General features: G+C 72.3%; 20 protein-coding genes and 1 pseudogene. 6 read left to right on the top strand and 15 right to left on the bottom strand.

Annotated elements, in window-relative coordinates; translation table 11 throughout:
- Nucleotides 1-2: 2 nt before the first annotated feature.
- Nucleotides 3-1,064 carry an aspartate-semialdehyde dehydrogenase gene (locus tag DKT69_RS07725; RefSeq protein WP_109800886.1) on the bottom strand — a complete coding sequence of 354 codons (1,062 nt, stop codon included), beginning with the start codon at nt 1,062-1,064 and terminating at the stop codon, nt 3-5.
- Between the two features lie 4 nt (nt 1,065-1,068).
- A complete protein-coding gene (locus tag DKT69_RS07720) occupies nt 1,069-2,334 on the bottom strand; it encodes an aspartate kinase (protein WP_109800885.1) in 1,266 nt (421 codons plus the stop codon).
- A gap of 235 nt (nt 2,335-2,569) precedes the next feature.
- Between DKT69_RS07720 and DKT69_RS07715 the strand changes: the two genes are divergently transcribed.
- Both DKT69_RS07715 and DKT69_RS07710 read left to right on the top strand, forming a co-directional pair.
- Complete coding sequence (locus DKT69_RS07715; RefSeq protein ID WP_236647389.1) at nt 2,570-3,352, top strand: hypothetical protein; 783 nt, start codon at nt 2,570-2,572, stop codon at nt 3,350-3,352.
- 84 nt (nt 3,353-3,436) lie between these two features.
- A complete protein-coding gene (locus tag DKT69_RS07710; RefSeq protein WP_109800884.1) occupies nt 3,437-3,967 on the top strand; it encodes a nitroreductase family protein in 531 nt (176 codons plus the stop codon).
- Between the two features lie 102 nt (nt 3,968-4,069).
- Here DKT69_RS07710 and DKT69_RS07705 read toward each other — a convergent pair whose 3' ends face one another.
- Complete coding sequence (locus DKT69_RS07705) at nt 4,070-5,059, bottom strand: ArsR/SmtB family transcription factor (protein WP_109800883.1); 990 nt, start codon at nt 5,057-5,059, stop codon at nt 4,070-4,072.
- A gap of 77 nt (nt 5,060-5,136) precedes the next feature.
- Here DKT69_RS07705 and DKT69_RS07700 point away from each other — a divergent pair, with 77 nt between their 5' ends.
- A complete protein-coding gene (locus DKT69_RS07700) occupies nt 5,137-6,465 on the top strand; it encodes an MFS transporter (protein ID WP_109800882.1) in 1,329 nt (442 codons plus the stop codon).
- Nucleotides 6,466-6,786: 321 nt separating this feature from the next.
- Entirely contained in the window at nt 6,787-8,538 is a 1,752-nt protein-coding gene (leuA, locus tag DKT69_RS07695) for a 2-isopropylmalate synthase (RefSeq protein WP_109800881.1), read from the top strand.
- A 93-nt stretch (nt 8,539-8,631) separates the two neighbouring features.
- Here the strand turns inward: leuA and DKT69_RS07690 are convergent, their stop codons facing one another.
- The 4 genes from DKT69_RS07690 to DKT69_RS07675 form a co-directional block, all read right to left on the bottom strand.
- Complete coding sequence (locus DKT69_RS07690) at nt 8,632-9,273, bottom strand: hypothetical protein (protein WP_109800880.1); 642 nt, start codon at nt 9,271-9,273, stop codon at nt 8,632-8,634.
- Nucleotides 9,270-9,692 carry a YbaB/EbfC family nucleoid-associated protein gene (locus DKT69_RS07685; protein ID WP_109800879.1) on the bottom strand — a complete coding sequence of 141 codons (423 nt, stop codon included), beginning with the start codon at nt 9,690-9,692 and terminating at the stop codon, nt 9,270-9,272. Before DKT69_RS07685 ends, DKT69_RS07690 begins: the two co-directional genes overlap by 4 nt.
- A gap of 19 nt (nt 9,693-9,711) precedes the next feature.
- Nucleotides 9,712-10,767, bottom strand: a complete 1,056-nt coding sequence (locus DKT69_RS07680; protein WP_109800878.1) for a hypothetical protein — start codon at nt 10,765-10,767, stop codon at nt 9,712-9,714.
- Nucleotides 10,768-10,845: 78 nt separating this feature from the next.
- The gene (locus tag DKT69_RS07675; protein ID WP_109800877.1) at nt 10,846-12,339 is read right to left on the bottom strand and encodes an MFS transporter; all 1,494 of its coding nucleotides are present in this window, start codon (nt 12,337-12,339) and stop codon (nt 10,846-10,848) included.
- Nucleotides 12,340-12,447: 108 nt separating this feature from the next.
- Here DKT69_RS07675 and DKT69_RS07670 point away from each other — a divergent pair, with 108 nt between their 5' ends.
- Complete coding sequence (locus DKT69_RS07670) at nt 12,448-13,101, top strand: HNH endonuclease family protein (RefSeq protein ID WP_109800876.1); 654 nt, start codon at nt 12,448-12,450, stop codon at nt 13,099-13,101.
- The gene (locus DKT69_RS07665; RefSeq protein WP_109800875.1) at nt 13,083-13,577 is read left to right on the top strand and encodes a hypothetical protein; all 495 of its coding nucleotides are present in this window, start codon (nt 13,083-13,085) and stop codon (nt 13,575-13,577) included. The genes DKT69_RS07670 and DKT69_RS07665 overlap by 19 nt, the downstream gene beginning before the upstream one ends.
- A 54-nt stretch (nt 13,578-13,631) precedes the next feature.
- Here DKT69_RS07665 and DKT69_RS07660 read toward each other — a convergent pair whose 3' ends face one another.
- The 8 genes and pseudogenes from DKT69_RS07660 to DKT69_RS07625 form a co-directional block, all read right to left on the bottom strand.
- The gene (locus tag DKT69_RS07660) at nt 13,632-14,765 is read right to left on the bottom strand and encodes an ABC transporter ATP-binding protein (protein ID WP_109800887.1); all 1,134 of its coding nucleotides are present in this window, start codon (nt 14,763-14,765) and stop codon (nt 13,632-13,634) included.
- On the bottom strand, nt 14,726-15,712 hold the full coding sequence (locus DKT69_RS07655; protein ID WP_109800874.1) for an ABC transporter ATP-binding protein: 987 nt from the start codon (nt 15,710-15,712) through the stop codon (nt 14,726-14,728). The genes DKT69_RS07660 and DKT69_RS07655 overlap by 40 nt, the downstream gene beginning before the upstream one ends.
- 55 nt (nt 15,713-15,767) lie before the next feature.
- Complete coding sequence (locus DKT69_RS07650) at nt 15,768-16,724, bottom strand: ABC transporter permease (RefSeq protein ID WP_236647390.1); 957 nt, start codon at nt 16,722-16,724, stop codon at nt 15,768-15,770.
- An 80-nt stretch (nt 16,725-16,804) separates the two neighbouring features.
- Nucleotides 16,805-17,812 (bottom strand): ABC transporter permease, encoded by a 1,008-nt coding sequence (locus tag DKT69_RS07645; protein WP_109800872.1) that lies wholly within the window; start codon nt 17,810-17,812, stop codon nt 16,805-16,807.
- Nucleotides 17,813-17,913: 101 nt separating this feature from the next.
- Entirely contained in the window at nt 17,914-19,584 is a 1,671-nt protein-coding gene (locus DKT69_RS07640) for an ABC transporter substrate-binding protein (RefSeq protein WP_109800871.1), read from the bottom strand.
- A 332-nt stretch (nt 19,585-19,916) separates the two neighbouring features.
- Nucleotides 19,917-20,510, bottom strand: a complete 594-nt coding sequence (recR, locus tag DKT69_RS07635) for a recombination mediator RecR (RefSeq protein WP_109800870.1) — start codon at nt 20,508-20,510, stop codon at nt 19,917-19,919.
- 8 nt (nt 20,511-20,518) lie between these two features.
- Complete coding sequence (locus DKT69_RS07630) at nt 20,519-20,827, bottom strand: YbaB/EbfC family nucleoid-associated protein (RefSeq protein WP_234039590.1); 309 nt, start codon at nt 20,825-20,827, stop codon at nt 20,519-20,521.
- Nucleotides 20,828-20,935: 108 nt separating this feature from the next.
- Nucleotides 20,936-21,378, bottom strand: a pseudogene (locus DKT69_RS07625) (DNA polymerase III subunit gamma and tau); the annotation flags it as partial.

Below are 21,378 nucleotides of genomic sequence, written 5' to 3'. Positions count from 1 at the left end.
GGTTAGGGGTGGGTTAGTTCCTTGGCTAGGAGTTCGGCGATCTGGGCGGTGTTCAGGGCGGCGCCCTTGCGGAGGTTGTCGCCCGTCACGAAGAGGTCGAGCGCTCGCGGGTCGTCGACGGCGCGGCGGATGCGGCCGACCCAGGACGGGTCGGTGCCGACGGCGTCGATCGGCATCGGGAACTCGCCCGCGGCGGGGTCGTCGACCAGGATCACCCCGGGCGCGTTGCGCAGCGCCTCGCGGGCGCCCTCGGCGTCCACCTCGGTGGCGAACACCGCGTGCACGGCCACCGAGTGGCCGGTCACCACGGGCACCCGTACGCAGGTGGCCGAGACCTTCAGGTCGGGCAGCCCGAGGATCTTGCGCGACTCGTTGCGCATCTTCATCTCCTCGGACGACCAGCCGCCGTCGGCGAGCGAGCCGGCCCAGGGGACCACGTTGAGCGCCAGCGGGGCCGGAAACGGCCCCAGCTCGTCGCCGACCGCCTGCCGTACGTCACCGGGCCGCGAGCCGAGCACCCGGTCCCCGGCGATCTTGCCGAGCTGGGCGTGCAGCGTGTCCACGCCGGCCTGCCCCGCCCCGGAGACCGCCTGGTACGAGGCGAGCACCAGCTCGCGCAGGCCGTACTCGCGGTGCAGCGGCGCGATCGCCACGATCATCGCCAGGGTGGTGCAGTTGGCGTTGGCGATGATCCCCTTGGGCCGGTTGCGCACCTGCTCCGGGTTGATCTCCGGGACCACCAGCGGCACGTCCCGGTCCATCCGGAACGCGCCGGAGTTGTCCACCGCCACCGCGCCCCGGCTCACCGCGACCGGCGCCCACTCGGCGGAGACCTCGTCGGGCACGTCGAACATGGCCACGTCGACGCCGTCGAACGCCTCGGGCGTGAGGGCCTGGACGGTCAGCTGCTCGCCGCGGCACTGCACCTGCCGGCCCACCGAGCGCTCGGAGGCGAGCAGCCGGATCTCTCCCCAGACGTTGCGCCGGGAGGAGAGCAGCTGGCACATGACCGTGCCGACGGCGCCGGTCGCCCCGACCACGGCGAGGGTGGGCAGCGAGGTCATCGGGTTACCGCCCGGTGCCCGCGTAGACCACGGCCTCGGCGTCGCCGCCCAGCTCGAAGGCGTCGTGGATGGCCCGGACCGCCTTGTCGAGGTCGGTGTCGCGGCAGACCACGGAGACCCGGATCTCGGACGTGGAGATCATCTCGATGTTGACCCCGGCCCCGCCGAGCGCGGCGAAGAAGCCGGCCGCGACGCCGGGGTGGGACCGCATGCCGGCGCCGATCAGGGAGACCTTGCCGACGTGGTCGTCGTAGAGGAGGCCCTTGAACTTGACCGCCTCCTGGATCTTGCTGAGCGCGGCCATCGCGGTCGGGCCGTCGGTCTTGGGCAGGGTGAACGAGATGTCCGTGCGGCCGGTGCCCTCGGTGGAGACGTTCTGCACGATCATGTCGATGTTGATCTCGGCACCCGCGACGGTGTCGAAGATCTTCGCCGCGGCGCCCGGCTCGTCGGGCACCCCGACGATGGTGATCTTCGCTTCGCTGCGGTCGTGGGCGACCCCGGTGATCAGTGCCTGTTCCACAGGAAGGTCCTCCATCGATCCGGTGACCATCGTGCCGGTGTTGGTCGAGTATGACGAACGGACGTGGATCGGCAACCCCGCGCGCCGGGCGTACTCGACGCTGCGCAGGTGCAGCACCTTGGCGCCGCAGGCGGCCAGCTCCAGCATCTCCTCGTACGTGATGTGCTTGATGTGCCGGGCGTTCGGCACGATCCGCGGGTCGGCGCTGAAGATGCCGTCCACGTCGGTGTAGATCTCGCAGACGTCCGCGTCGAGCGCGGCGGCGAGCGCCACGGCGGTGGTGTCCGACCCACCCCGGCCGAGCGTGGTGACGTCCTTGGTGTCCTGCGAGACGCCCTGGAAGCCGGCCACGATGACCACCGCGCCCTCGTCCAGCGCGCCCTTGAGGCGGCCCGGCGTGACGTCGATGATCCGGGCCCTGCCGTGCACCGAGGTGGTGATCACGCCGGCCTGCGAGCCGGTGAACGAGCGGGCCTCGTACCCCAGGTTGTGGATGGCCATGGCGAGCAGCGCCATGGAGATCCGCTCCCCGGCGGTGAGCAGCATGTCCAGCTCGCGGCCGGGCGGCAGCGGGCTGACCTGGTTGGCCAGGTCGAGCAGCTCGTCGGTGGTGTCCCCCATCGCGGAGACCACCACGACCACGTCGTCGCCGGCCTTGCGGGCGGCCACGATGCGCTCGGCCACCCGCTTGATCCGCTCGGCATTGGCGACGGAGGACCCGCCGTACTTCTGCACCACGAGTGCCACGACGGTGCACTCCCTCCCAGCGACCCTGAGCGTGCCGACGCCGCCGGGATCCGGTCCGGCGGCGCGTGTCAGACCTCATCAGCCTATCGGGCGGCACGAGCCGCCGGGTCGGGTGATCCCACCATCCGGCCCGGTGAGGGCCGGCTCACCAGGGCGGGAACCGCCGGCGAGAGGGCGGCGCGACACGCCGTACGCCGGGCTCCCGGCACCCGTCCCCGCACCGCAGAATGTCCCGGTGCACGCTCACCTCCGCGCGGCCCGGCGACTGACCGGCGTCGTGGCGATCACTCTGCCGGCGCTCCTCGCCGCCTGCACCGCCGACCAGCCGACACCGGCCCCGCTCACCACCGCCGACCCGGTGCCGGCGGGGGTGGACGCGACGCGCGACGAGTTGGCCGCACTGGCGGCCGCCGCGCAGGACCGCCACCTCACCGCGCAGTACGCGTACGTCACGGCCGACGCCCCGGCACGCACGGTCGTGGTGACCAGCGCGAACGACGGCACCTGGCGGGTCGACGTGCCGGCGTGGGGACTGGGCGGCACGGTGGACGTCTCGCTCGCCGCCACCACGGACGGGCTCTTCCAGTGCGCCCTGCCGTCGGCGGGCCGGCCCGAGCCGGCCAGCTGCGTACGCCTCGGCGACCCCGACGACGCCGTGCCCCGGCGGCTCGATCCCCGGGTGCAGCACCCGTTCACCGACTGGCTGGAGGTGCTCACCGACCGGCGGGCCCCGCTCGCGGTCTCCCCCGCCACGACGCCGACCGGGGCCACCGGTCAGTGCTACTCGGTCGAGTCGACCTCCGCCTCGCTGAACGCCCCGCTGGACGTGGGCATCTACTGCTACCGGCCGGACGGGACGCCGACCGCGGTACGCGCCGACTTCGGCACCCTCAGGCTGGCCGGCGAGCCCGGTCCGGCGCCGGCCACCGTGCAACTCGCTGGGCCGGTGGTGGACGGCGACGCGGTCGGTCGCGCCGGGTCGTCCCCGTCCGACACCCCGAGCGCGGGAACGCCCTGACCCTGGGTGACGTTACGGGTGCTTTTCGCCACATCCGGCCGCCCTACCTCGAGGGGCGAATCGCCCATAGGGGACTCTTTTCCCATGGCCGACCTCACCCCGCTGCTCGCCTTCCGCTGGAGCCCCCGGTCCTTCGATCCGGACGCCGAGCTGGCCGGCGACGAGGCGTCCTCGCTGCTCGAGGCCGCCCGCTGGGCCCCCTCGGCGGGCAACGCGCAGCCCTGGCGGTTCGCCCTCGGACACCGGCAGGACGAGACCTGGAAGCGGATCCTCGTCAGCCTGGCGGCCGGCGACCAGCACTGGGTCCGGCACGCCTCCGCGCTGGTGGTCGGCGCGCACACCGGCGGCGACGCCGAACGGGCCGCGTACGACCTGGGTCAGGCGATCGCCCACCTGACCGTGCAGGCCACCGCGCTCGGTCTGCACGTGCACCAGCTCACCCGGTTCGACCGGGCCGGCCTCGCCGCCGAGCTGGACCTGTCACCCGAGGTCCGCCCCGTGGTGGTGGCCGCCGTCGGGCGACTCGGCGACCCGCTCGCCCTGCCCGAGGAGCTGCGCCGCCAGGAGACCGGCCTGCGCCACCGCCACCCGCTCCCCACCCTCCTCCTGCGCTGACCGGCGCCCAGCGCCCGGCGGCCCCGGGTCGCGGTCGGCCGTCGTGCGGTCGGCGTCGCGCGGCCGGCAGTCGCGCCGCCGCCGGTCGCGCGGTCGCGTGGGTTACTCGCCCCGGCTGGCGCGGAGCAGGACCGCGGCGGCCTCGGTGCCCCGGTAGAGGACGTGCCGGCCCTGCCGGGACCGCGACACCAGGCCGGCGGCGTGCAGAGCGGACAGGTGCTGGGAGACGTTCCCGCAGGACATCGCCGTCCGCCGGGCGAGGTCGGTGGTGGTGGCCGCCGTGTCGAGCAGGTTGAGCAGCGCCGCCCGGCCGGACCCGATCACCCGGGCCAGCGGGTCGCCGGCCGCCACCGGGGCCGCTTCCCAGAGGGTGGCCACCGCGCGCACCGGGTACGTCCCGCCGGGCGGCGAGTCCTCCAGCAGGTTCCACAGCACCCGCCGGTCGGTGAAGATGCCCGGGTTGAGGGCGAGCCCCCGGCCGCCCAGGTCGAAGTCGAGCTGCCAGGGGTCGTCGCTCACCACCCGGTCACCGGTCCAGCGCAGACTGGCGTGCAGCTGGCCGAAGAGCTGCCCGGCGCCGCCCTCGGCGAGCACCGCGGCCCGGTGGGCGATGTCCGCCTCCAGCAGCGCCCGGATCCGGGGCCAGTCCGGGGCGATCGCTTCGTCGTACCAGACCCGCACGGCGGTGACCAGCTTCGGCAGCAGGCCGGCGGGGTCGTCGCGCAGCGCCCGGCCGAACGGGCTGAGCGGGGTCGCCGGGGTGGTGGCGAGCAGGTCCCGGACCACCACGTCGGGCGGGGTGGCGGCGATCTGGTCGAGCTGCTCGGCCAGGTCGGCGTCGGGACCGGCAGCCGGCGGGGTGAGGAAGTCGGGCAGCCAGCGACGCGGCCGGGTCAGCTCGACCAGCGGCCGGACCCGGACGGCCACATCGGGGCGGCGGAGGGTCGCCCGCGCCTGGTCGATCCAGGGCAGGTGCACGGCGTGCCGGACCGGGTCCGCCAGGGCCCACATGCTGGAGACGGTCTCCCAGACCGGCGAGACGGCGAACCGCACCCCCGCGACGTCGGACGCGCCGAACCGCAGCTGCGACATCCGCCACCCCCGTCGAGAATTCGGCTCAGCTTAAAAGGCTCGACGCGCCCGTGGGGGACACGGTTTGCTCAGCGCCCATGGGGACCCGGGACACCATCCGCACCGCCGTCCGGCACGTCGTACCACCGGCCGGGCTGACCCGCGCCCTGGCCGTGCAGGCCATGGTGTACGCGGTCGGTCACGGCCTCTTCATGGCCGGCAGCGCGGTCTTCTTCACCCGGGCGCTCGGCCTCGCCCCCACCCAGGTCGGGCTGGGGCTGTCGATCGCCGCCGGGGTCTCCCTGCTCGGGACGGTCCCGCTCGGCGCGCTGACCGACCGGTACGGCGCGCAGCGGGTCTGGCTGGTCGGCATGTTCGCCGAGGCGGTGCTCTTCGGGGCGTACCCCTTCGTGGGTGGCTTCGCCGGCTTCCTGGCCGTGGTGGTCGCCCTGGCCGTGGTGGACGCGACCACCGGGGTGGCCCGGCAGGTCTACTCGATCAACGTGCTCCGCCCGGAGGAACGGGTGACCGCGCTGGCGTACCAGCGCTCGGCGTTGAACGTCGGATTCGGGCTCGGCGCGGTGATCAGCGGCGTGGTGCTGGCGGTGGACACGATGGCCGCGTACCGGGGCATGGTCTGGTTCAACGCCGTCATGCTGCTGGTCACCGCGGCCTTCGTGTACCGGCTGCCCCGGGTGCCGGCGGCGACGCGGCCGACCGAGAAGACCAGCCGCCTGGCCGTGCTCCGCGACCGGCCGTTCATGGCGGTGTCACTGCTGTGCGGGCTGCTGATGTCGCACGGCACGCTCTACCTGGTGGTGCTGCCGCTCTGGGTGCTCAGCCACACCGACGCCCCGCGCACCCTGATCGCCGCCCTGGTGCTGCTCAACACGATCCTCGCGGTGCTGCTCCAGGTACGGGCCAGCCGGGGCGCCGACACGGTGGCCGGCGCGGGCCGGGCGCTGCGGACCGGGGGCCTGCTGATCGCCCTGTTCTGCCTGATCCTGCCGGTGTCGGCGCTGACCGGCGGGGTGGCGACCGTCGTGGTGCTGGTCGGCGCGGCGGTGGTGCTCACCCTCGCCGAGTTGGTCCAGTCGGCCGGCGCCTGGGGGATCACCAGCACACTGCCGCCGGCCGCGCACCGGGGCGCGTACGTCGGCGCGTTCCGGCTCGGCGGGCAGTTCCAGAACCTGGCCGCGCCCGCCGGGCTGACCGCCCTGGGGGTGGGCACCGGCGGCTGGGGGTGGCTGCCGATGGCCGGGCTCTTCGCCGCCGCCGCCCTGGCCGCCGTGCCGATGGTCGCCTGGGCGGACCGCCGCCCACGCCTCGGCGAGGCCGCCCCGCCGGCCGAGCAGGGTGAGGCTCAGCGGTCCCGGGCCGCCGGGGCCATGTCCAGCGCGACGGGGAGCGGCACGGTGGACAGGTAGCACGCCTTGCCGGTGGCCGGGCCGATCCCGGGCGGCGGCGAGGGCGAAGTCGGCGGCCGGCACTGGGATCCGCGTCTCACATGACGGACCCGGCTACCACGGGCCGCCCTGATCACGTAGGGTCACCCTGTCATGTGGCGGGCGTTTCTTCTTCTTGGCTGCCGCGACGAGGCCTGACGGCCGGCACCTCGTCGCGGAGTTGAACCGCGCCGTCCAGCACATCCGAACTTCACCTCGGCACCGCCCGGGCACCGTGGCCCGGCAGCACCCGCCGACACCTTCCGATTGCTGACGCCACATGTTCCCAGGGAGCACTCCGTCATGGCTCAACCCGTCACCGACGTCGAGACCGATCCGATCGCCCGGCAGCGCCCCAGCCGGATGCCGTTCCAGCGCTACCTGCCGTACCACCAGCAGTTCCGGCTCGACCTGCCGGACCGCAGCTGGCCGACCCGCCGGGTCGGGGCCGCGCCGCGCTGGTGTGCGGTCGATCTCCGCGACGGCAACCAGGCGCTGATCGACCCGATGTCGCCGGAGCGCAAGCGCCGGATGTTCCAGCTGCTGGTGCAGATGGGCTACAAGGAGATCGAGGTCGGCTTCCCGTCGGCCAGCCAGACGGACTTCGACTTCGTCCGGCAGCTGATCGAGCAGGACCTGATCCCCGAGGACGTCACCATCCAGGTGCTCACCCAGTGCCGGGAGCACCTGATCGAGCGGACCTTCGAGTCGCTGCGCGGCGCGCGCCGGGCCATCGTGCACTTCTACAACTCGACCTCGACGCTCCAGCGCCGGGTGGTCTTCGGTCTGGACCGCGACGGCATCACCGACATCGCCACCCAGGGTGCCCGGCTCTGCCAGAAGTACGCCGAGATCCACACCCCGGACACCGACATCCACTACGAGTACTCCCCCGAGTCGTACACCGGCACGGAGCTGGAGTACGCGCTGGAGGTCTGCGCCAAGGTCATCGAGGTGATCGACCCGACCCCGGACCGGAAGCTGATCATCAACCTGCCGGCCACGGTCGAGATGGCCATGCCGAACGTGTACGCCGACTCGATCGAGTGGATGCACCGGCACCTGCCCCGGCGGGACAGCCTGGTGCTGAGCCTGCACCCGCACAACGACCGGGGCACCGGCGTGGCCGCGGCCGAGCTGGGCCTGCTGGCCGGCGCGGACCGGATCGAGGGCTGCCTGTTCGGCAACGGCGAGCGGACCGGCAACGTCGACCTGGTGACCCTGGGGCTCAACCTGTTCTCCCAGGGCATCGACCCGATGATCGACTTCTCGAACATCGACGAGGTCAAGCGGGCGGTCGAGTACTGCAACCAGCTGCCGGTGCACGAGCGCCACCCGTACGCGGGCGACCTGGTCTACACCGCGTTCTCCGGCTCCCATCAGGACGCGATCAAGAAGGGCCTCGAGGCCCTGGCGAGGGACGCGGACGGGGCCGGGGTGCCGGTCGACGAGTTCACCTGGGCGGTGCCGTACCTGCCGATCGACCCGAAGGACCTGGGCCGCACCTACGAGGCGGTCATCCGGGTCAACTCGCAGTCCGGCAAGGGCGGCGTCGCGTACATCATGAAGACCGAACACCAGCTCGACCTGCCCCGCCGCCTCCAGATCGAGTTCTCCGGCGTGGTGCAGCAGGTCACCGACCACGACGGTGGCGAGGTCGACCCGGGCACCATGTGGGACATCTTCGCCCGCAACTACCTCGTCGACCACCAGGTCGACCCGGTGGTCAGCCTGGCCGGCTACGCCATCGGCACCGCCGACGGCAAGGTCGAGATCGAGGCCGAGGTGGGCTTCGGCGGCGGAACACGCTCGCTCGCCGCGGTTGGCAACGGCCCGATCGACGCGTACGTCAACGCGCTGCAGTCCCTCGGCGTGGCGGTCCGGGTGCTCGACTACCACGAGCACGCGCTCTCCTCGGGCGGGGACGCGCAGGCCGCCGCCTACGTGGAGTGCGAGGTGGACGGCCGGACCGTCTGGGGCGTCGGGACGGACGCCAACATCGTGACCGCCTCGGTGAAGGCGGTCACCAGCGCGGTCAACCGCGCGCGGAGCTGAGCCCACGGCGGCGTCCGGCACCCCGCCGGGCGCCGCCCGGGCACCGTCCGGCCCGGCGGCAGGTGGTCGGCCGGGCCGCTCACCGGCGGCCGGTCAGCCGTCGGTGCGGGGCACGCCCTGCCGGGTGAGCCGGTCCACCACCGCCCGTTCCTGCTCCGGCCCGGCGATCGGGGCCCGCACCGCCACCGGCGAGCCGGTGTCCCGGACGAGCCGGTCGAGGTAGGACCGGAGCAGCGGGTCGGCGGGGCGCAGCGCCACCGCCGCCGGATCGGCCACCTCGACCACGATCACCGACTGGCCGTACGGGTCCCGCCCGTACCGCCAGCCGGTGACGTCGGTCCAGGCCACCGCGGCGTCGTACGCCGGGTCGGCCGGTTCGCCGGTGCGCCGCTCACCGAGGCTCGGCGCCCGGTACCGGGCCCGGACGCCCTCGGCCGAGATCTCGGCCATCGGCAGCCCCACACTGTCGTCGCGCCCGCTGCGGCGGCGATGCTCCAGGGGCGCCCCCGGCAGCAGGGCGAAGAACATCACGAACAGGAAGGTGCAGGCGGCGCCGCCGATCGCGGCGACCGGTGACCGGGACCAGAGCAGCACCGCCACCAGCACGGCCAGCAGCGCGGCCACGCCGAGGGCGACCGGCACCAGCCAGCCGAAGAGCGCGTGGCCGGGCCGCCGGGGCGCGCGGACCACCAGCAGCTCACCGGCGCGGCCCGGCTCGGCGGTCAGCCCGATCATCCGGCCAGGTCCCGGCGGAGGGCGACGAGGTTCTGCTCGATGTCGGCGGCGCGCTGGGAGAACTGCGCCATGGTCGACTTCAGCTCCGGGCCGACGCCGAAGTCCCGCAGCAGTTGTTCCGGGTCGACCGGTGGACGCGCCGTCGCCTCCCGTACCGTCTCGGCCCAGTTCGCGGTGGCCGCGCGGATGGCCGTGAGGATGGAGTCCCGCAGGGTGTGGCTGTCCAGTCGCATCGCCCGTGGGTTGATCTCCAGGTCCTGCACCGCGCCGCCCGCGCCGACCCGGGCGGTGATCAGACCGTCCTCGCTGGTCCCCTCGCCCACCGTCTCGGCGAGCACGGTGCGCTGCTGCTCGAACGCGTCCAGCCGCTGCCGCACCTGCCGCATGGCCTGCTGGATCTGGGCCTCGAAACCGCTCATCGCCGCTACCTTCCTCGTGTCAGGCGGAGTGCCAGGAGATCCGGAGCTGCCGGAGGTCCGGCGTGCCGTCGCCCTGCTCGTCGAAGGTCTGCACCGCGGCGAACTCCTTGACCACGCCGGAGAGCAGGGTGACCGCCGCCGTGGCGACCGTGATCACGGTGCCGCTGGCGGTCAGCCAGGAGGCGCTGGCGGCCGCGCCGAGCGCCTGGATGATCGGCTGGAGCACGAGGGCCTGCGGGCCGATCGAGGAGAGCGTCAGGTCGAGGATCACCACGAAGAACTCGGCGGTGAAGGCGATGAAGGCCAGCCAGAACGCGGTGAGCAGACCGGCCACGGCCAGCAGGGACGCGGACAGCGCGCTGAGCGCCTTCTGCACCTGACCCAGCTCCCGGGACACCTCGGCGACGACGTCGCGGTACTCGACCACGCTGCCGTCCACCCAGCCGGCCGTCGCCCCGGTGGCGTACCCGTCGAACTTCTTGATGACCGAGCCCTCCAGGGCCGCCGCCACCGCGCCCAGCTCCCGCGCGGCCTCGATGACGGAGAACCCGTTCGCGACCATCGCCGACGCTGTGAGCGGCGCGGGGAGATAGTCCGGGGCCATCGCCGCGGTGGCCACCCCGAGGCCGACGAACATGGTCAGCGTGCCCACGGTGAGCACTTCGGCGGCGCCGTCGCCCAACCCGTCCATCCCGCCGAGCGGGTCGGTGAAGAGGCGGGGGAACCCGGCGTCGCCGAGCCCGCCGAGGTAGCCGTCCGGCGCGGCGGCGGCGGGAGCCAGGAACATGTCCACGTTGGCCTGCTCGGCCGCGTGGTAGTTGGCGACCGTCCGGCGGAGCCCGGCCGCGACCGACTCGACGACCTGCACCGCCGTCTCCAGGTTGCGCAGCTGGTAGTCGGCGACGGAGTTGTAGTAGGCCTCGGCGAACGACAGCAGCGCACCCAGACCGGGCGGGTCGAGCCGGTACGAGTCGGCCATCCGCCGGGCGGCGTCCGTCAGGTCCGGCACGACGAACTGCTCCAGCCCGCGCGCGGCGTTGGTCAACTGGCCCGGATTGATCTCGATCTGGGTCAACGGTCCCCCGGTCGGTCGCTGCGCCCTCCGGCACGCCCGGTGGCCGCCGCCACACCCTACCGAGCCGACGCCCGCCCGTCAGGCCCCGCGGCGGCGGCGCTCATCGGGTGGGGTCGAGGCGGGCAGCGACGGGCACGGCTGGGCGCCGGGCGCCTTCCGGGGCGGCCGGTGGATCAGCAGCACGGCCATCGCCCCGCCGGCCAGCAGCAGCCCGGCGCACCAGAGCAGCGCCCCACGGAAGGCGTCGGTCAGCGCCGACTTCTGCTCGTAGCCGGTGCCGGAGAGGCCGACCAGCAGCGGCAGCGCGGCCACCGCCAGCAGGCTGCCGGCCCGGGACGCCGCGTTGTTGAAGCCGCTCGCCACCCCGGCGTACCGGTCGGCCACGGCGGCCAGCACCGAGGCGGTCAGCGGGGCCACGACCAGGGTCAGGCCCGCTCCGAAGAGGACCACCCCGGGCAGCACGTCCATCCAGTACGACGCTCCCGGACCGACCCGGCGCAGCAGCAGCAGGCCGACGGCGGCGACCACCGGACCGACGGTCAGCGGCAGCCGCGGGCCGATCCGGGCGGCGAGCGCGCCCGCCCGAGAGGAGCCGGCCGCCAGCAGCACCGTCATCGGCACGGTGGCCAGGCCGGTGAGCAGCGCCGACCAGCCGACCACGTTCTGCAGGTAGACGGCGAGGAAGAAGGTGAAGCCGCCGAGGGCCGCGTACACCACCACGGTGAAGATGTTGAGCACCGAGAAGAGCCGGCTGCTGAACAGGCCGGTGGGCAGCATCGCGGCGTCCCCGCGCCGCCGCTCCACCAGCACGAAGACCACCGCGGCGACCACCCCGACCAGCACCGAGACCAGCACCGGCAGGGAGCGGACGCCGCGGGCCGGGGCGTCGATCAGGGCGTACGTGACGCCGCCGAGGCCGAGCGCGCCGAGCAGCGTGCCCGCCACGTCGAACCGGCGCGCGCCGGTACGCGAGATGTTTTCGTCCCGGCTCTCCGGCACCCAGCGCACCGCGGCGAGCACCACCGCCACGGCCAGCGGCAGGTTGATGAAGAAGATCCACCGCCAGGAGAGCGTGTCGATCAGCCAGCCGCCGAGGAGCGGACCGAGGGCGGTGGAGACCCCGGAGAGCCCGGCCCAGATGCCGATCGCCTTGCCCCGGTCGTCCGGGTGGAAACTGGCCTGGAGCACGGAGAGCGACCCCGGGGTGAGCAGCGCCCCGCCGGCGCCCTGGAGGAACCGGGCCGCGATCAGCCAGCCGGTGCCCTGGGACAGTCCGCACAGCACGGAGGCCGAGGCGAACCACGCCACCCCGAGCAGGAAGACGCGGCGGCGGCCGAACCGGTCCCCGAGCGCCCCGCCGAGCAACACGAACGCGGCCAGCATCAGCAGGTATCCGTTCACCGTCCATTGCAGACCGGCGACGGTCGCACCGAGCTCGGACCCGAGGCGGGGCAGCGCCACGTTGACCACCGTGCTGTCGAGGAACACCATGCCGGAGGCGAGGACGGCGGCGAGCAGCGTCCCCCGCCCGGCGGCGGTGCCCGTCCGGAGCGCGGGTGCGGGTGCGGTCATGGCTAACAATCTGCCCGGGATCCCATCCGGACGCCACGAATCACAGAAACCGGCCCGGGGGTACTGTGCGGGATCGCCGGGAGCCCGCAAGCTGGAGAGGTGTCGTCTGTGCGTACCAGATCAGGAGCTCGCGCCGCGGTGGCGGCCGCGTTCGCCGCGGCGATCGCCCTCGGCACGGCCGGGTGCGTGCCGGTCGACGAGCCGGAGACCGGGAGCAGCGCCGGCAACGTCAGCCAGCAGCTCGGTGAGCTGACCGTCGCGAGTGCCGGGTCGATGAAGGGCTACAGCCGTGCCCGGTTCCCGCACTGGCGGGACACCGGGAAGAACTGCGACGTCCGGGACACCGTCCTCCAGCGCGACGGGGAGAGCATCAAGCTCTCCGGCTGCAACGTGGTGGGTGGGCGCTGGGAGAGCGTCTACGACGGTCGGGCCTTCACCGATCCCGCGGACGTGGACATCGACCACGTGGTGCCGCTGGCCAACGCGTGGCGCTCGGGCGCGGACGAGTGGGACGACTCGAAGCGCGGCGACTTCGCCAACGACCTGACCCGGCCGCAGCTCATCGCGGTTTCCCTGACCTCCAACCGGGCAAAGGGTGACCAGGACCCGTCCCAGTGGAAGCCGGCGAACCGGTCGTACTGGTGCCAGTACGCGGCGGACTGGGTGACGGTCAAGCACTACTGGCGGCTGACGGTGACCAGTGCCGAGAAGGCCGCCCTCACCGACATGTTGGAGGGCTGCACATGGGCGAGCAAGCGGTGACCGGGGCCGGGGCGACGCCCGCCCCGGAGAAGACGCCGGACGCCGGCGGCGAGGACGCCGCGCCGGCCACCGGCGGTGGCACCGGACCGACCACGGCCGGGATGACCGCGGACGGCGCCCCGGCGGCACCCGCGGACGTGTCCGGGGCGGGCATGTCCGCCGACGCCAACCCCGCCGCGCCCGCCACGCCGGCCACCCCGGCCGGGGGCGCCACGGCCGGCGGCGGGGCGCAGCAGCGGACCGCGGACATCACGGCCGGGCCTGGCGGGGTGATGACCGACGAGGCTGGCGTGGTGACGGGCGAGCTGACCCTGCGTACCGAGTACGCCGACGGCCAGGTCACCCTGCGGGTGCAGTACAAGGACGCCGACGAGTGGTACGCGGTGACCGGCGGCAGGGTCGCGCTGGCCGACCCGGCCGGCCTGGACGCCGTGCACGGCATCGCGGTGGCCCTGCTCAACCGCCCGGAGGGCTGACCCGGGACCGACGAGGCCCCTTCCCCGACGCGGGGAAGGGGCCTCGTGCCGTCGTCACGGGGTCGGGATCAGCTCACCGGTGTCACCCGGCGACCCACCGTCGTCCGGGCGGACCAGTTCCGGCTCCACCTCGTGCGGGCGGATCCGCCCGGCCGCGATCTCTTCGGCGTAGTGGCAGGCCACCCGGTGCCCGCCGAGCACCTCGCGCAGCGCCGGCCGCTCGTCGGCGCAGCGGGTCGGCTGGGCCCACGGGCACCGGGTGTGGAAGCGACATCCAGCCGGTGGGTTGGTCGGCGAGGGGAGGTCGCCGGCGAGCAGGATCCGCTCACGGCGGTCCTCCACCAGCGGGTCCGGCACCGGGACCGCCGACATCAACGCCCTCGTGTACGGGTGCATCGGCTCCCGGTAGAGGTCGTCGCTGGACGCCTCCTCCACCAGGCCACCCAGGTACATCACGCCGACCGTGTCGGCGATGTGCCGGACCACCGCCAGGTCGTGCGCGATGATCAGGTACGTCAGCCCGCGCTCGTTCTGCAGGTCCTCCAGCAGGTTGAGCACCTGCGCCTGGATCGACACGTCGAGCGCCGAGACGGGCTCGTCGGCGACGATGAGCTCCGGGTTGAGCACCAGCGCACGGGCGATGCCGATCCGCTGCCGCTGGCCGCCGGAGAACTCGTGCGGGTACTTGCTCAGCGCCGAGCCGGGCAGGCCGACCGCGTCCAGGGTCTCCCTAAGCCGCTTGCCGGTGGCCGCCTTGTCGTCGGCCAGGCCGTGCGCCTTGAGCCCTTCGACCAACAGGGACTCCACCGACTGCCGGGGGTCCAGGCTGGACAGCGGGTCCTGGAAGATCATCTGCATCCGGCGGCGGGTCCGGCGCAGCGACTCGCCCTTGAGCGAGCGGACGTCGGTGCCGTCGAAGACGACCTCCCCGTCGGTCGGCTCGACCAGCCGCAGCAGGCCGCGTCCCAGCGTGGACTTGCCGCAACCCGACTCGCCGACCAGCCCGTAGGTCTCACCCGCGTTGATCGACAACGAGACGCCGTCGACCGCGTAGACATACCCCACGGTGCGGTCGACGAGCAGACCGCTCTTGATCGGGAAGTGGACCTTGACGTCGCGCAGTTCGACCAATGGTTCCGTACGCTCAGTCACGGCACCGTCACCTCCACCGGAACGGGGTTGTTGCATCGCAGGTCGCCGCCGGTCGCGGTCGGCTCCAGCGGGGGTGCGCCCTCCAGGCAGGCGTCCACCACGTGGTCGCAGCGGGGCGCGAAGGCGCACCCCTCGGTCCATGGGATGTTGTCGGCCACCGAGCCCCGGATGGCGTGCAGCCGCTCACCGCGCACCGAGTCCAGCCTCGGCACGGAATTCAACAGACCGTGCGTGTACGGATGCCTGGGCCGGGCGAACAGCTCGTGCCGGGCCGCCCGCTCCACCACCTTGCCGCCGTAGAGCACGTTGACGGTGTCGCAGAGGCCCGCTACCACACCGAGGTCGTGCGTGATCATGATGAGCGCGGTGCCGGTCTCGTCGACGAGCTGCTTGAGCAGGGTGAGGATCTGCGCCTGGATGGTCACGTCCAGCGCGGTGGTCGGCTCGTCGGCGATCAGCAGCCGCGGCTTGCAGGCCAGCGCGATGGCGATCAGCGCGCGCTGGCGCATCCCGCCGGAGATCTGGTGCGGGTACTCCTTGAGCCGGCGTTCCGGGTCCGGGATGCCGACCGCGTCGAGCAGCTGCCGGGCCTCCCGCAGGGCCTTCCTCCGGTCCATCCCCTGGTGCCGTTCGAGCACCTCGGCGACCTGCACCCCGATCGGGATCACGGGGTTCAGCGAGGAGAGCGGGTCCTGGAAGATCATGCCAATGTCCCGACCGCGGCGGTCCCGCATGTCGTCCGGGCGCAGCTTGAGCAGGTTGGCGCCCTCGAAGCGCACCTCACCGGTGACCTTGTTGCCCCGCTTCGGCAGCAGGCCCATGATCGCCAGGCTGGTCACGCTCTTACCGCAGCCGGACTCGCCGACCAGACCGACGGTCTGCCCCGGCTCCACGCTGAAGCTCACCTTGTCGACCGCGGTGAACGGCCGCTCACCGCGGCGCTGGAACACCACGCTCAGATCGCGTACGTCGAGCAGGCTCATCGGGTCACGTCCTCTCGCCGGCGTCCGCCGGCCGTGCTGGTCCGTCGCATCGCCGTCACCGCCGGTTCTTCGGGTCGATCGCCTCGCGCATCGCCTCACCGAGCAGGGTGAAGCCGAGCGCGACCACGATGATCGCGAGCGCCGGGTAGTAGGCAAGTTCGGGACGGACCTCGAAATAGCGCTGACCGTCCACACCGAGCATCAGACCCCACTCGGCGCGGTTGATGTCCGGGTCGCCGAGCCCGAGGAAGGAGAGCGAGGCGGCCTCCAGGATGGCGGTGGACAGGGTCAACGTGGCCTGCACGATCACCGCGGTCATCGCGTTGGGCAGCATGTGCCGGAGCACGATGTTGCGTTGCTTGACGCCCAGCGCCCGGGCGGCCAGCACGTGGTCGCTCTCCCGCTGGGCCAGCATCGAACCACGCAGTAGCCGGGCGAAGATCGGCAGGTTGACGATGGCCACCGCGAAGATGACCGTCCACTGGCTGGACCGGCTGGCCATGGCCACCAGGCTGATCGCCAGCAGCAGGGCGGGCAGGGCCAGCATGACGTCGGTGAAGCGCATCAGGATGTTGTCGACCCAGCCGCCGAAGGCGCCGGCGATCGCCCCGATGAGCACGCCGAGGCCCAGCCCGATCATGGTGGCGACCACGCCGACGAAGAGGGTCTGCCGGGCCCCGTAGATCATGCGGGAGAAGAAGTCCCGCCCGAGTGGGTCGGATCCGAGCGGGAACTCGCTGCTGGCACCGGGAATGTTATCGACGGTCAGGTTCTTCGTGAGCTCGTCGAAGCGCTGCGCCGGGTCGTGTGGCGCGAGCAGCGGCGCGAAGATCGCCATCAGGACGAAGAGCGCGACGATCGACGCGCCGACGATGGCAACCGGGTTGCGCCGCAGCCGACGGATCGCGTCCCGCACGAGGCTCACGCCGCCCTTGTCGGCGCTCGCGCGGGCCAGTTCGTCCAGTCGCGCCTTCTTGCGCTCGCCGAGCAGTCCGATGCCGCGCTCGCTCATGCCCGGACGGCGCTCGTCGGTGCCGGGCTGGTCCGCGCCGTCGCGGGGGGCGGCCACGCCGGGCCGGGTGATCGGGTCACTCATCGCACACGCACCCTCGGATCGATGAAGGCGTAGGAGAGGTCGACCAGGAGGTTGACCACCACGAAGACCAGCGCGGCCAGCAGGATCAGCGTCTGGAGCACCGGATAGTCGCGGCCGCCGCTGATCGAGTCCGTGATCAGCGTGCCGAGGCCGCCCCAGTTGTAGACCTTCTCGGTGAGCACCGCGCCGGAGAGCAGCGCGCCGGTCTGCAGGCCGATGGTGGTGACCACCGGCAGCAGGGCGTTGCGCAGGATGTGCCGGCCCCGGATGACGCGGTGCCGCAAGCCCTTGGCCTCGGCGGTGCGGACGTAGTCCTCGTTGAGCACGTCCAGCACGCTGGCCCGGGTGATCCGGACGATCACCGCCAGCGGGATGGTGGCCAGGGTGAACGCCGGCAGGATGAGGTGCCAGAGCGCGTCGGCGGTGGCGTCGAACTCCCGGGTGAGCAGTCCGTCGAGGACGAAGAAACCGGTGACCTCGGTGTTGTCCACGCCGGTACTGAGCCGCCCGGAGGGCGGGAACCAGTGGATGTTCTGGGTGAAGACGTCCTTGAGCAGGTAGCCCAGGAAGAAGATGGGGATCGAGATGCCGAGCAGGGTGCCGGCGATGCTCAGGTTGTCCAGCAGCCGGCCGTGGTGGCGGGCGGCGAGGTAGCCGAGCGGCACGCCGAGCCCGATCGCGATGATCATGGCGACCAGGGCCAGCTCGATGGTGGCCGGAAAGGCGCGACCGATCACCTCGGTGACCGGGTCGCCGGTCCGGATGGAGTTGCCGAAGTCGCCGGTCAGGACCCGCTGCATGAACTTGGCGTACTGCACCAGGATCGGCTGGTCGTAGCCGAGCGCCTTGGTCAGAAGGGCGCGCCGCTCGGGGGTGGCCCGCTCACCGAGCAGCGCCTCGATCGGGCCGCCGGGCAGGTTCCGCAACCAGATGAAGATGAGCGCGGACAGCGCTATCAGGGTCACCGCGAGCTGTAGCAGGCGGCGGACTATGACTCGCAACATCTCTCACACCAGATTCTCGATATCAGCGGTTCGGCCCGGGCCGGCGCGTATGCCCGGCCCGGGCCGATTCCGCGTACGGCGTCAGCGGTTCAGCGGCGTGCTCAGCCGACGCTGACGGTGTTGAACCGCTCGTCGGTCAGCGGGCTGGCGACCAGACCCTTGACGTCCTTGGTGACGACGATGGCCGGCGGGGCGTGCCAGATCGGCACGGCCGGCAGCCACTTGGCGGCGATGTCGCGGTTGACCTGCTCCCAGGCGGCCTTCTTGCCGGCCTCGTCGACGGTGCCGTCGGCCTTGGTGATGGCGTCGAACATCTCGGTCATCGCCTGGTCGCCGAACTCGACCTTGCTGCGACCGAAGAAGGTGCCGACGAAGTTGCCCGGGTCGTTGTAGTCACCCGTCCAGCCGAGGATGTGCAGGTCCTGCTTGCCGAACTGCTGCACGTCGTCCTTGTAGCCACCGTTCCACGGGCGGGCCACACCGTTGACCTTGATGCCGACGGCCTGCAGGTCGTTGGCGAGGACGGTGAAGATCTCCTGCGGGTTCGGCATGTACGGCCGGGAGACGTCGGTCGGGTAGTAGAAGTTGAGCGTCAGGTTCTGCACGCCCGCATCCTTGAGCAGCTGCTTGGCCTTCTCCGGGTTGTACTCATACTTCTGCACGTCGGAGGCGTAGCCGAGCACGGTGTCCGGCATGAACTCGTCGGCGACCTTGGTGCCACCCGGGCCCTTGGTCTGGACGAGCTGCTGACGGTTGAGGGCGTAGGCGATCGCCTGCCGCACCCGCAGGTCCTTCAGCTTCGGGTTCTTCTGGTTGAAGCCCAGGTAGAGGATGTTGAACGCCGGACGGTCGAGGACCTGGAAGCCCTCGCCGGAGAGCGCCTTGCGGTCGGCCGGGGCCGGGAAGTCGATGCCCTGGACGGTGCCGGCGCGCAGCTCCTGCTTGCGGGTGTTCTCGTCCTTGATGACCTTGATGACCAGCTTGTCGACCTTGGCCTTCTCGCCCCAGTAGTCGGGGTTGCGGTTCAGGGTGATCTCACCCTTGGCCTTGTCCCAGCCGCCGAAGGTGAACGGGCCGGTGCCGACCGGGTGCTCGTTGGCGAACGCGCTGTACTCGAAGGAGTCGCCGTTCTGCTTGACCGTGTCGGCGTCGTACTTCTTCAGCGCCTCGGGGCTGGCGATCGACAGCGCGGTCAGCGCGAAGGCGCCGGGGAAGGCGCCCTTGTACTGGTTCATCGTGACAACGGCGGTGCCGTCGTCCTTGGCCTCACACTTGTTGTAGACCGGCTGGCCGACGCCCTCGGCGTCGTTCTTGGCGAAGCCGCCGAAGACGTCCGAGTAGTAGATCATCTGGGACTGGGCGGCGGCGCCCTTCATGTTGAACCAGCGGTCGAAGTTGAAACAGACCGCGGCGGCGTTGAAGTCTGTGCCGTCGTGGAACTTGACGCCCTTGCGCAGCTTGAAGGTCCAGACCTTGCCCTCGGCGTCGTGCTCCCAGCTCTCCGCCAGAGCGCCCTGCAGATCGGCCGTGCCCGGCTTGTTCTGGATGAGGGTGTCGTACATCTGGCGGATCGGCCGGAACGACTCACCGTCGTCGTTGAAGATCGGGTCGAAGTTCTTCGGGTCACCGGCCCCTGCGAAGACAAAGGTGCCGCCAGTCTTGGCGCCCCCGCCCTCATCGTCGCGCTCGCTCTTGGCGCAGCCGGACGCCCCGACCGCCAGAGCGGCAGCGGCCGCGAGGGCCACGGCCGCTTTAAGCCTGCCTGCCTGCATCTCTCACCTCTGTCATGCGCATGACCACGCCGAGTTGTGGCCCAGTCCGTGTGCCGGAGGCTATGACACGACACACGGAAGCGGAACGCCCGTTAGGCAATCGCTATCAAGCCGACACCAAGTAGCTGGGTCTGACAGTGCCGGATCTCCAGACAAACGGACTGTCACAGCATGAGGCCGATCGTGGAATCAGGCGGATCGCCACAAGCCGCCCAGCTAGCGGGACCGCAGTCGGGCACGTGGCGCTCGGCACTCATCCCACATACCGGGTACGCGGACGAAGCTGGCCGGCACCCCGAGGAGGGTGCCGGCCAGGGTGCCCACGGCGTCGGTCAGACCGCCCGGCGGCCCTCGAACGCCCGACCGAGCGTGATCTCGTCGGCGTACTCCAGGTCGCCGCCGACCGGGAGTCCGCTGGCCAGCCGGGTCACCGAGATGCCCATCGGCTTCACCAGCAGGGCCAGGTACGTCGCGGTCGCCTCGCCCTCGGTGTTCGGGTCGGTGGCGAGGATCAACTCGCGCACCGCGCCACCGCTCAGCCGGGTCATCAGCTCGCGGATCCGCAGGTTGTCCGGGCCGATCCCCTCCAGCGGGTTGATCGCCCCGCCGAGCACGTGGTACCGACCGCGGAACTCACCGGTCCGCTCGATCGCCACCACGTCCTTGGGCTCCTCGACCACGCAGAGCACCTCGTCGGTGCGCCGCGTGTCGCGGCAGATCCGGCACAGCTCCGACTCGGCCACGTTGTAACAGGTGGTGCAGAACCGCACCAGCTCCTTGACCTTGCGGAGCGCGCCGGCCAGCCGGTTCACGTCGGCCGGATCCGCCGACAGGACGTGGAAGGCGATCCGCTGGGCGCTCTTGGGGCCCACGCCCGGCAGCCGTCCCAGCTCGTCGATCAGGTCCTGGATGGCACCCTCGTACATCTGCCGGCTCAGAACCCGGGCAGGCCGAGGCCGCCCATACCGCCCGTGACCGGGCCCATCTTCTGCTCGGTCAGCTCCCGGGCCGCCTCGGCGGCGTTGTGCACGGCCGCGACGACCAGGTCCTCCAGCGTCTCCACGTCCTCCGGGTCGACCGCCTTCGGGTCGATCTTGATGGACTTCAGCTCGCCGGTGCCGGCCACGGTCGCGGTGACCAGGCCGCCGCCGGCGGTGCCGGTCAGCTCCGCGTCCGCCAGCTCGGCCTGGGCCTTGGCGATCTGCTGCTGCATCTTCTGCGCCTGCTTCAGCATCTGCTGCATGTTCGGCTGTCCACCTGGGCGCACGGATGGCTCCTTCTCGCACTCGTCTGCTCGGCCGCCGCCCAGCCTAGTCGGGCGGCGGCACCCGTCCTCGTCGGCCGACCGCGCTCAGCGCGCGTCCACCTCGTCGATCTTCTCCGCCCCGAACGCCTCCCGGAGCAGGTGCACCGCCTGCTCCTCGCTGGACTGCCGGGCGGTCCGCTCGTCGATCACCTCGTCCAGCGGCTCGTCACCCGGGTCGAAGCCCTCGTACGCCGGGGCCGCCGGAGCCGCCACGGCCGGGCGTCCACCGCCGCGGACCGGCCCGTCGTAGTCCGGGTCGTACGGCGGCTCACCGGCCCAGTCGGCGTCCGCGGTCTTCCGGGCCGGCTGGGCCGCCCGGGCGCCCTTGGCGGCGCCGGCCCCGGCCGCCGCCGCCCGGGCCGCCGCGATCGCGCTGCTCACCGGGGCCCTGCTCGCCGCCGGAGGAGCCGCCGGCTTCGGTACGGCCGTCGCCGTGGGGGCGTTCGCCCCGGCCGCCGGGGCGAACGCCCCCACGGCGACGGCCGTAC

The sequence above is a fragment of the Micromonospora sicca genome, from assembly GCF_003172935.1.
GTDB lineage: Bacteria > Actinomycetota > Actinomycetes > Mycobacteriales > Micromonosporaceae > Micromonospora > Micromonospora sicca.
The sequence above is the reverse complement of the archived record's forward strand: the minus strand, read 5'-3'. Positions and strand labels throughout refer to the sequence as shown.

Bases quoted from the DNA above. Each gene is read 5' to 3' on its own strand.
- DKT69_RS07725 (WP_109800886.1), bottom strand. From the start codon at position 1,064: ATGACCTCGCTGCCCACCCTCGCCGTGGTCGGGGCGACCGGCGCCGTC.
- DKT69_RS07710 (WP_109800884.1), top strand. From the start codon at position 3,437: ATGGCCGACCTCACCCCGCTGCTCGCCTTCCGCTGGAGCCCCCGGTCC.
- DKT69_RS07705 (WP_109800883.1), bottom strand. From the start codon at position 5,059: ATGTCGCAGCTGCGGTTCGGCGCGTCCGACGTCGCGGGGGTGCGGTTC.
- DKT69_RS07700 (WP_109800882.1), top strand. From the start codon at position 5,137: ATGGGGACCCGGGACACCATCCGCACCGCCGTCCGGCACGTCGTACCA.
- leuA (WP_109800881.1), top strand. From the start codon at position 6,787: ATGGCTCAACCCGTCACCGACGTCGAGACCGATCCGATCGCCCGGCAG.
- DKT69_RS07690 (WP_109800880.1), bottom strand. From the start codon at position 9,273: ATGATCGGGCTGACCGCCGAGCCGGGCCGCGCCGGTGAGCTGCTGGTG.
- DKT69_RS07685 (WP_109800879.1), bottom strand. From the start codon at position 9,692: ATGAGCGGTTTCGAGGCCCAGATCCAGCAGGCCATGCGGCAGGTGCGG.
- DKT69_RS07675 (WP_109800877.1), bottom strand. From the start codon at position 12,339: ATGACCGCACCCGCACCCGCGCTCCGGACGGGCACCGCCGCCGGGCGG.
- DKT69_RS07665 (WP_109800875.1), top strand. From the start codon at position 13,083: ATGGGCGAGCAAGCGGTGACCGGGGCCGGGGCGACGCCCGCCCCGGAG.
- DKT69_RS07660 (WP_109800887.1), bottom strand. From the start codon at position 14,765: ATGCAACAACCCCGTTCCGGTGGAGGTGACGGTGCCGTGACTGAGCGT.
- DKT69_RS07655 (WP_109800874.1), bottom strand. From the start codon at position 15,712: ATGAGCCTGCTCGACGTACGCGATCTGAGCGTGGTGTTCCAGCGCCGC.
- DKT69_RS07650 (WP_236647390.1), bottom strand. From the start codon at position 16,724: ATGAGCGAGCGCGGCATCGGACTGCTCGGCGAGCGCAAGAAGGCGCGA.
- DKT69_RS07645 (WP_109800872.1), bottom strand. From the start codon at position 17,812: ATGTTGCGAGTCATAGTCCGCCGCCTGCTACAGCTCGCGGTGACCCTG.
- DKT69_RS07640 (WP_109800871.1), bottom strand. From the start codon at position 19,584: ATGCAGGCAGGCAGGCTTAAAGCGGCCGTGGCCCTCGCGGCCGCTGCC.
- recR (WP_109800870.1), bottom strand. From the start codon at position 20,510: ATGTACGAGGGTGCCATCCAGGACCTGATCGACGAGCTGGGACGGCTG.
- DKT69_RS07630 (WP_234039590.1), bottom strand. From the start codon at position 20,827: ATGCAGCAGATGCTGAAGCAGGCGCAGAAGATGCAGCAGCAGATCGCC.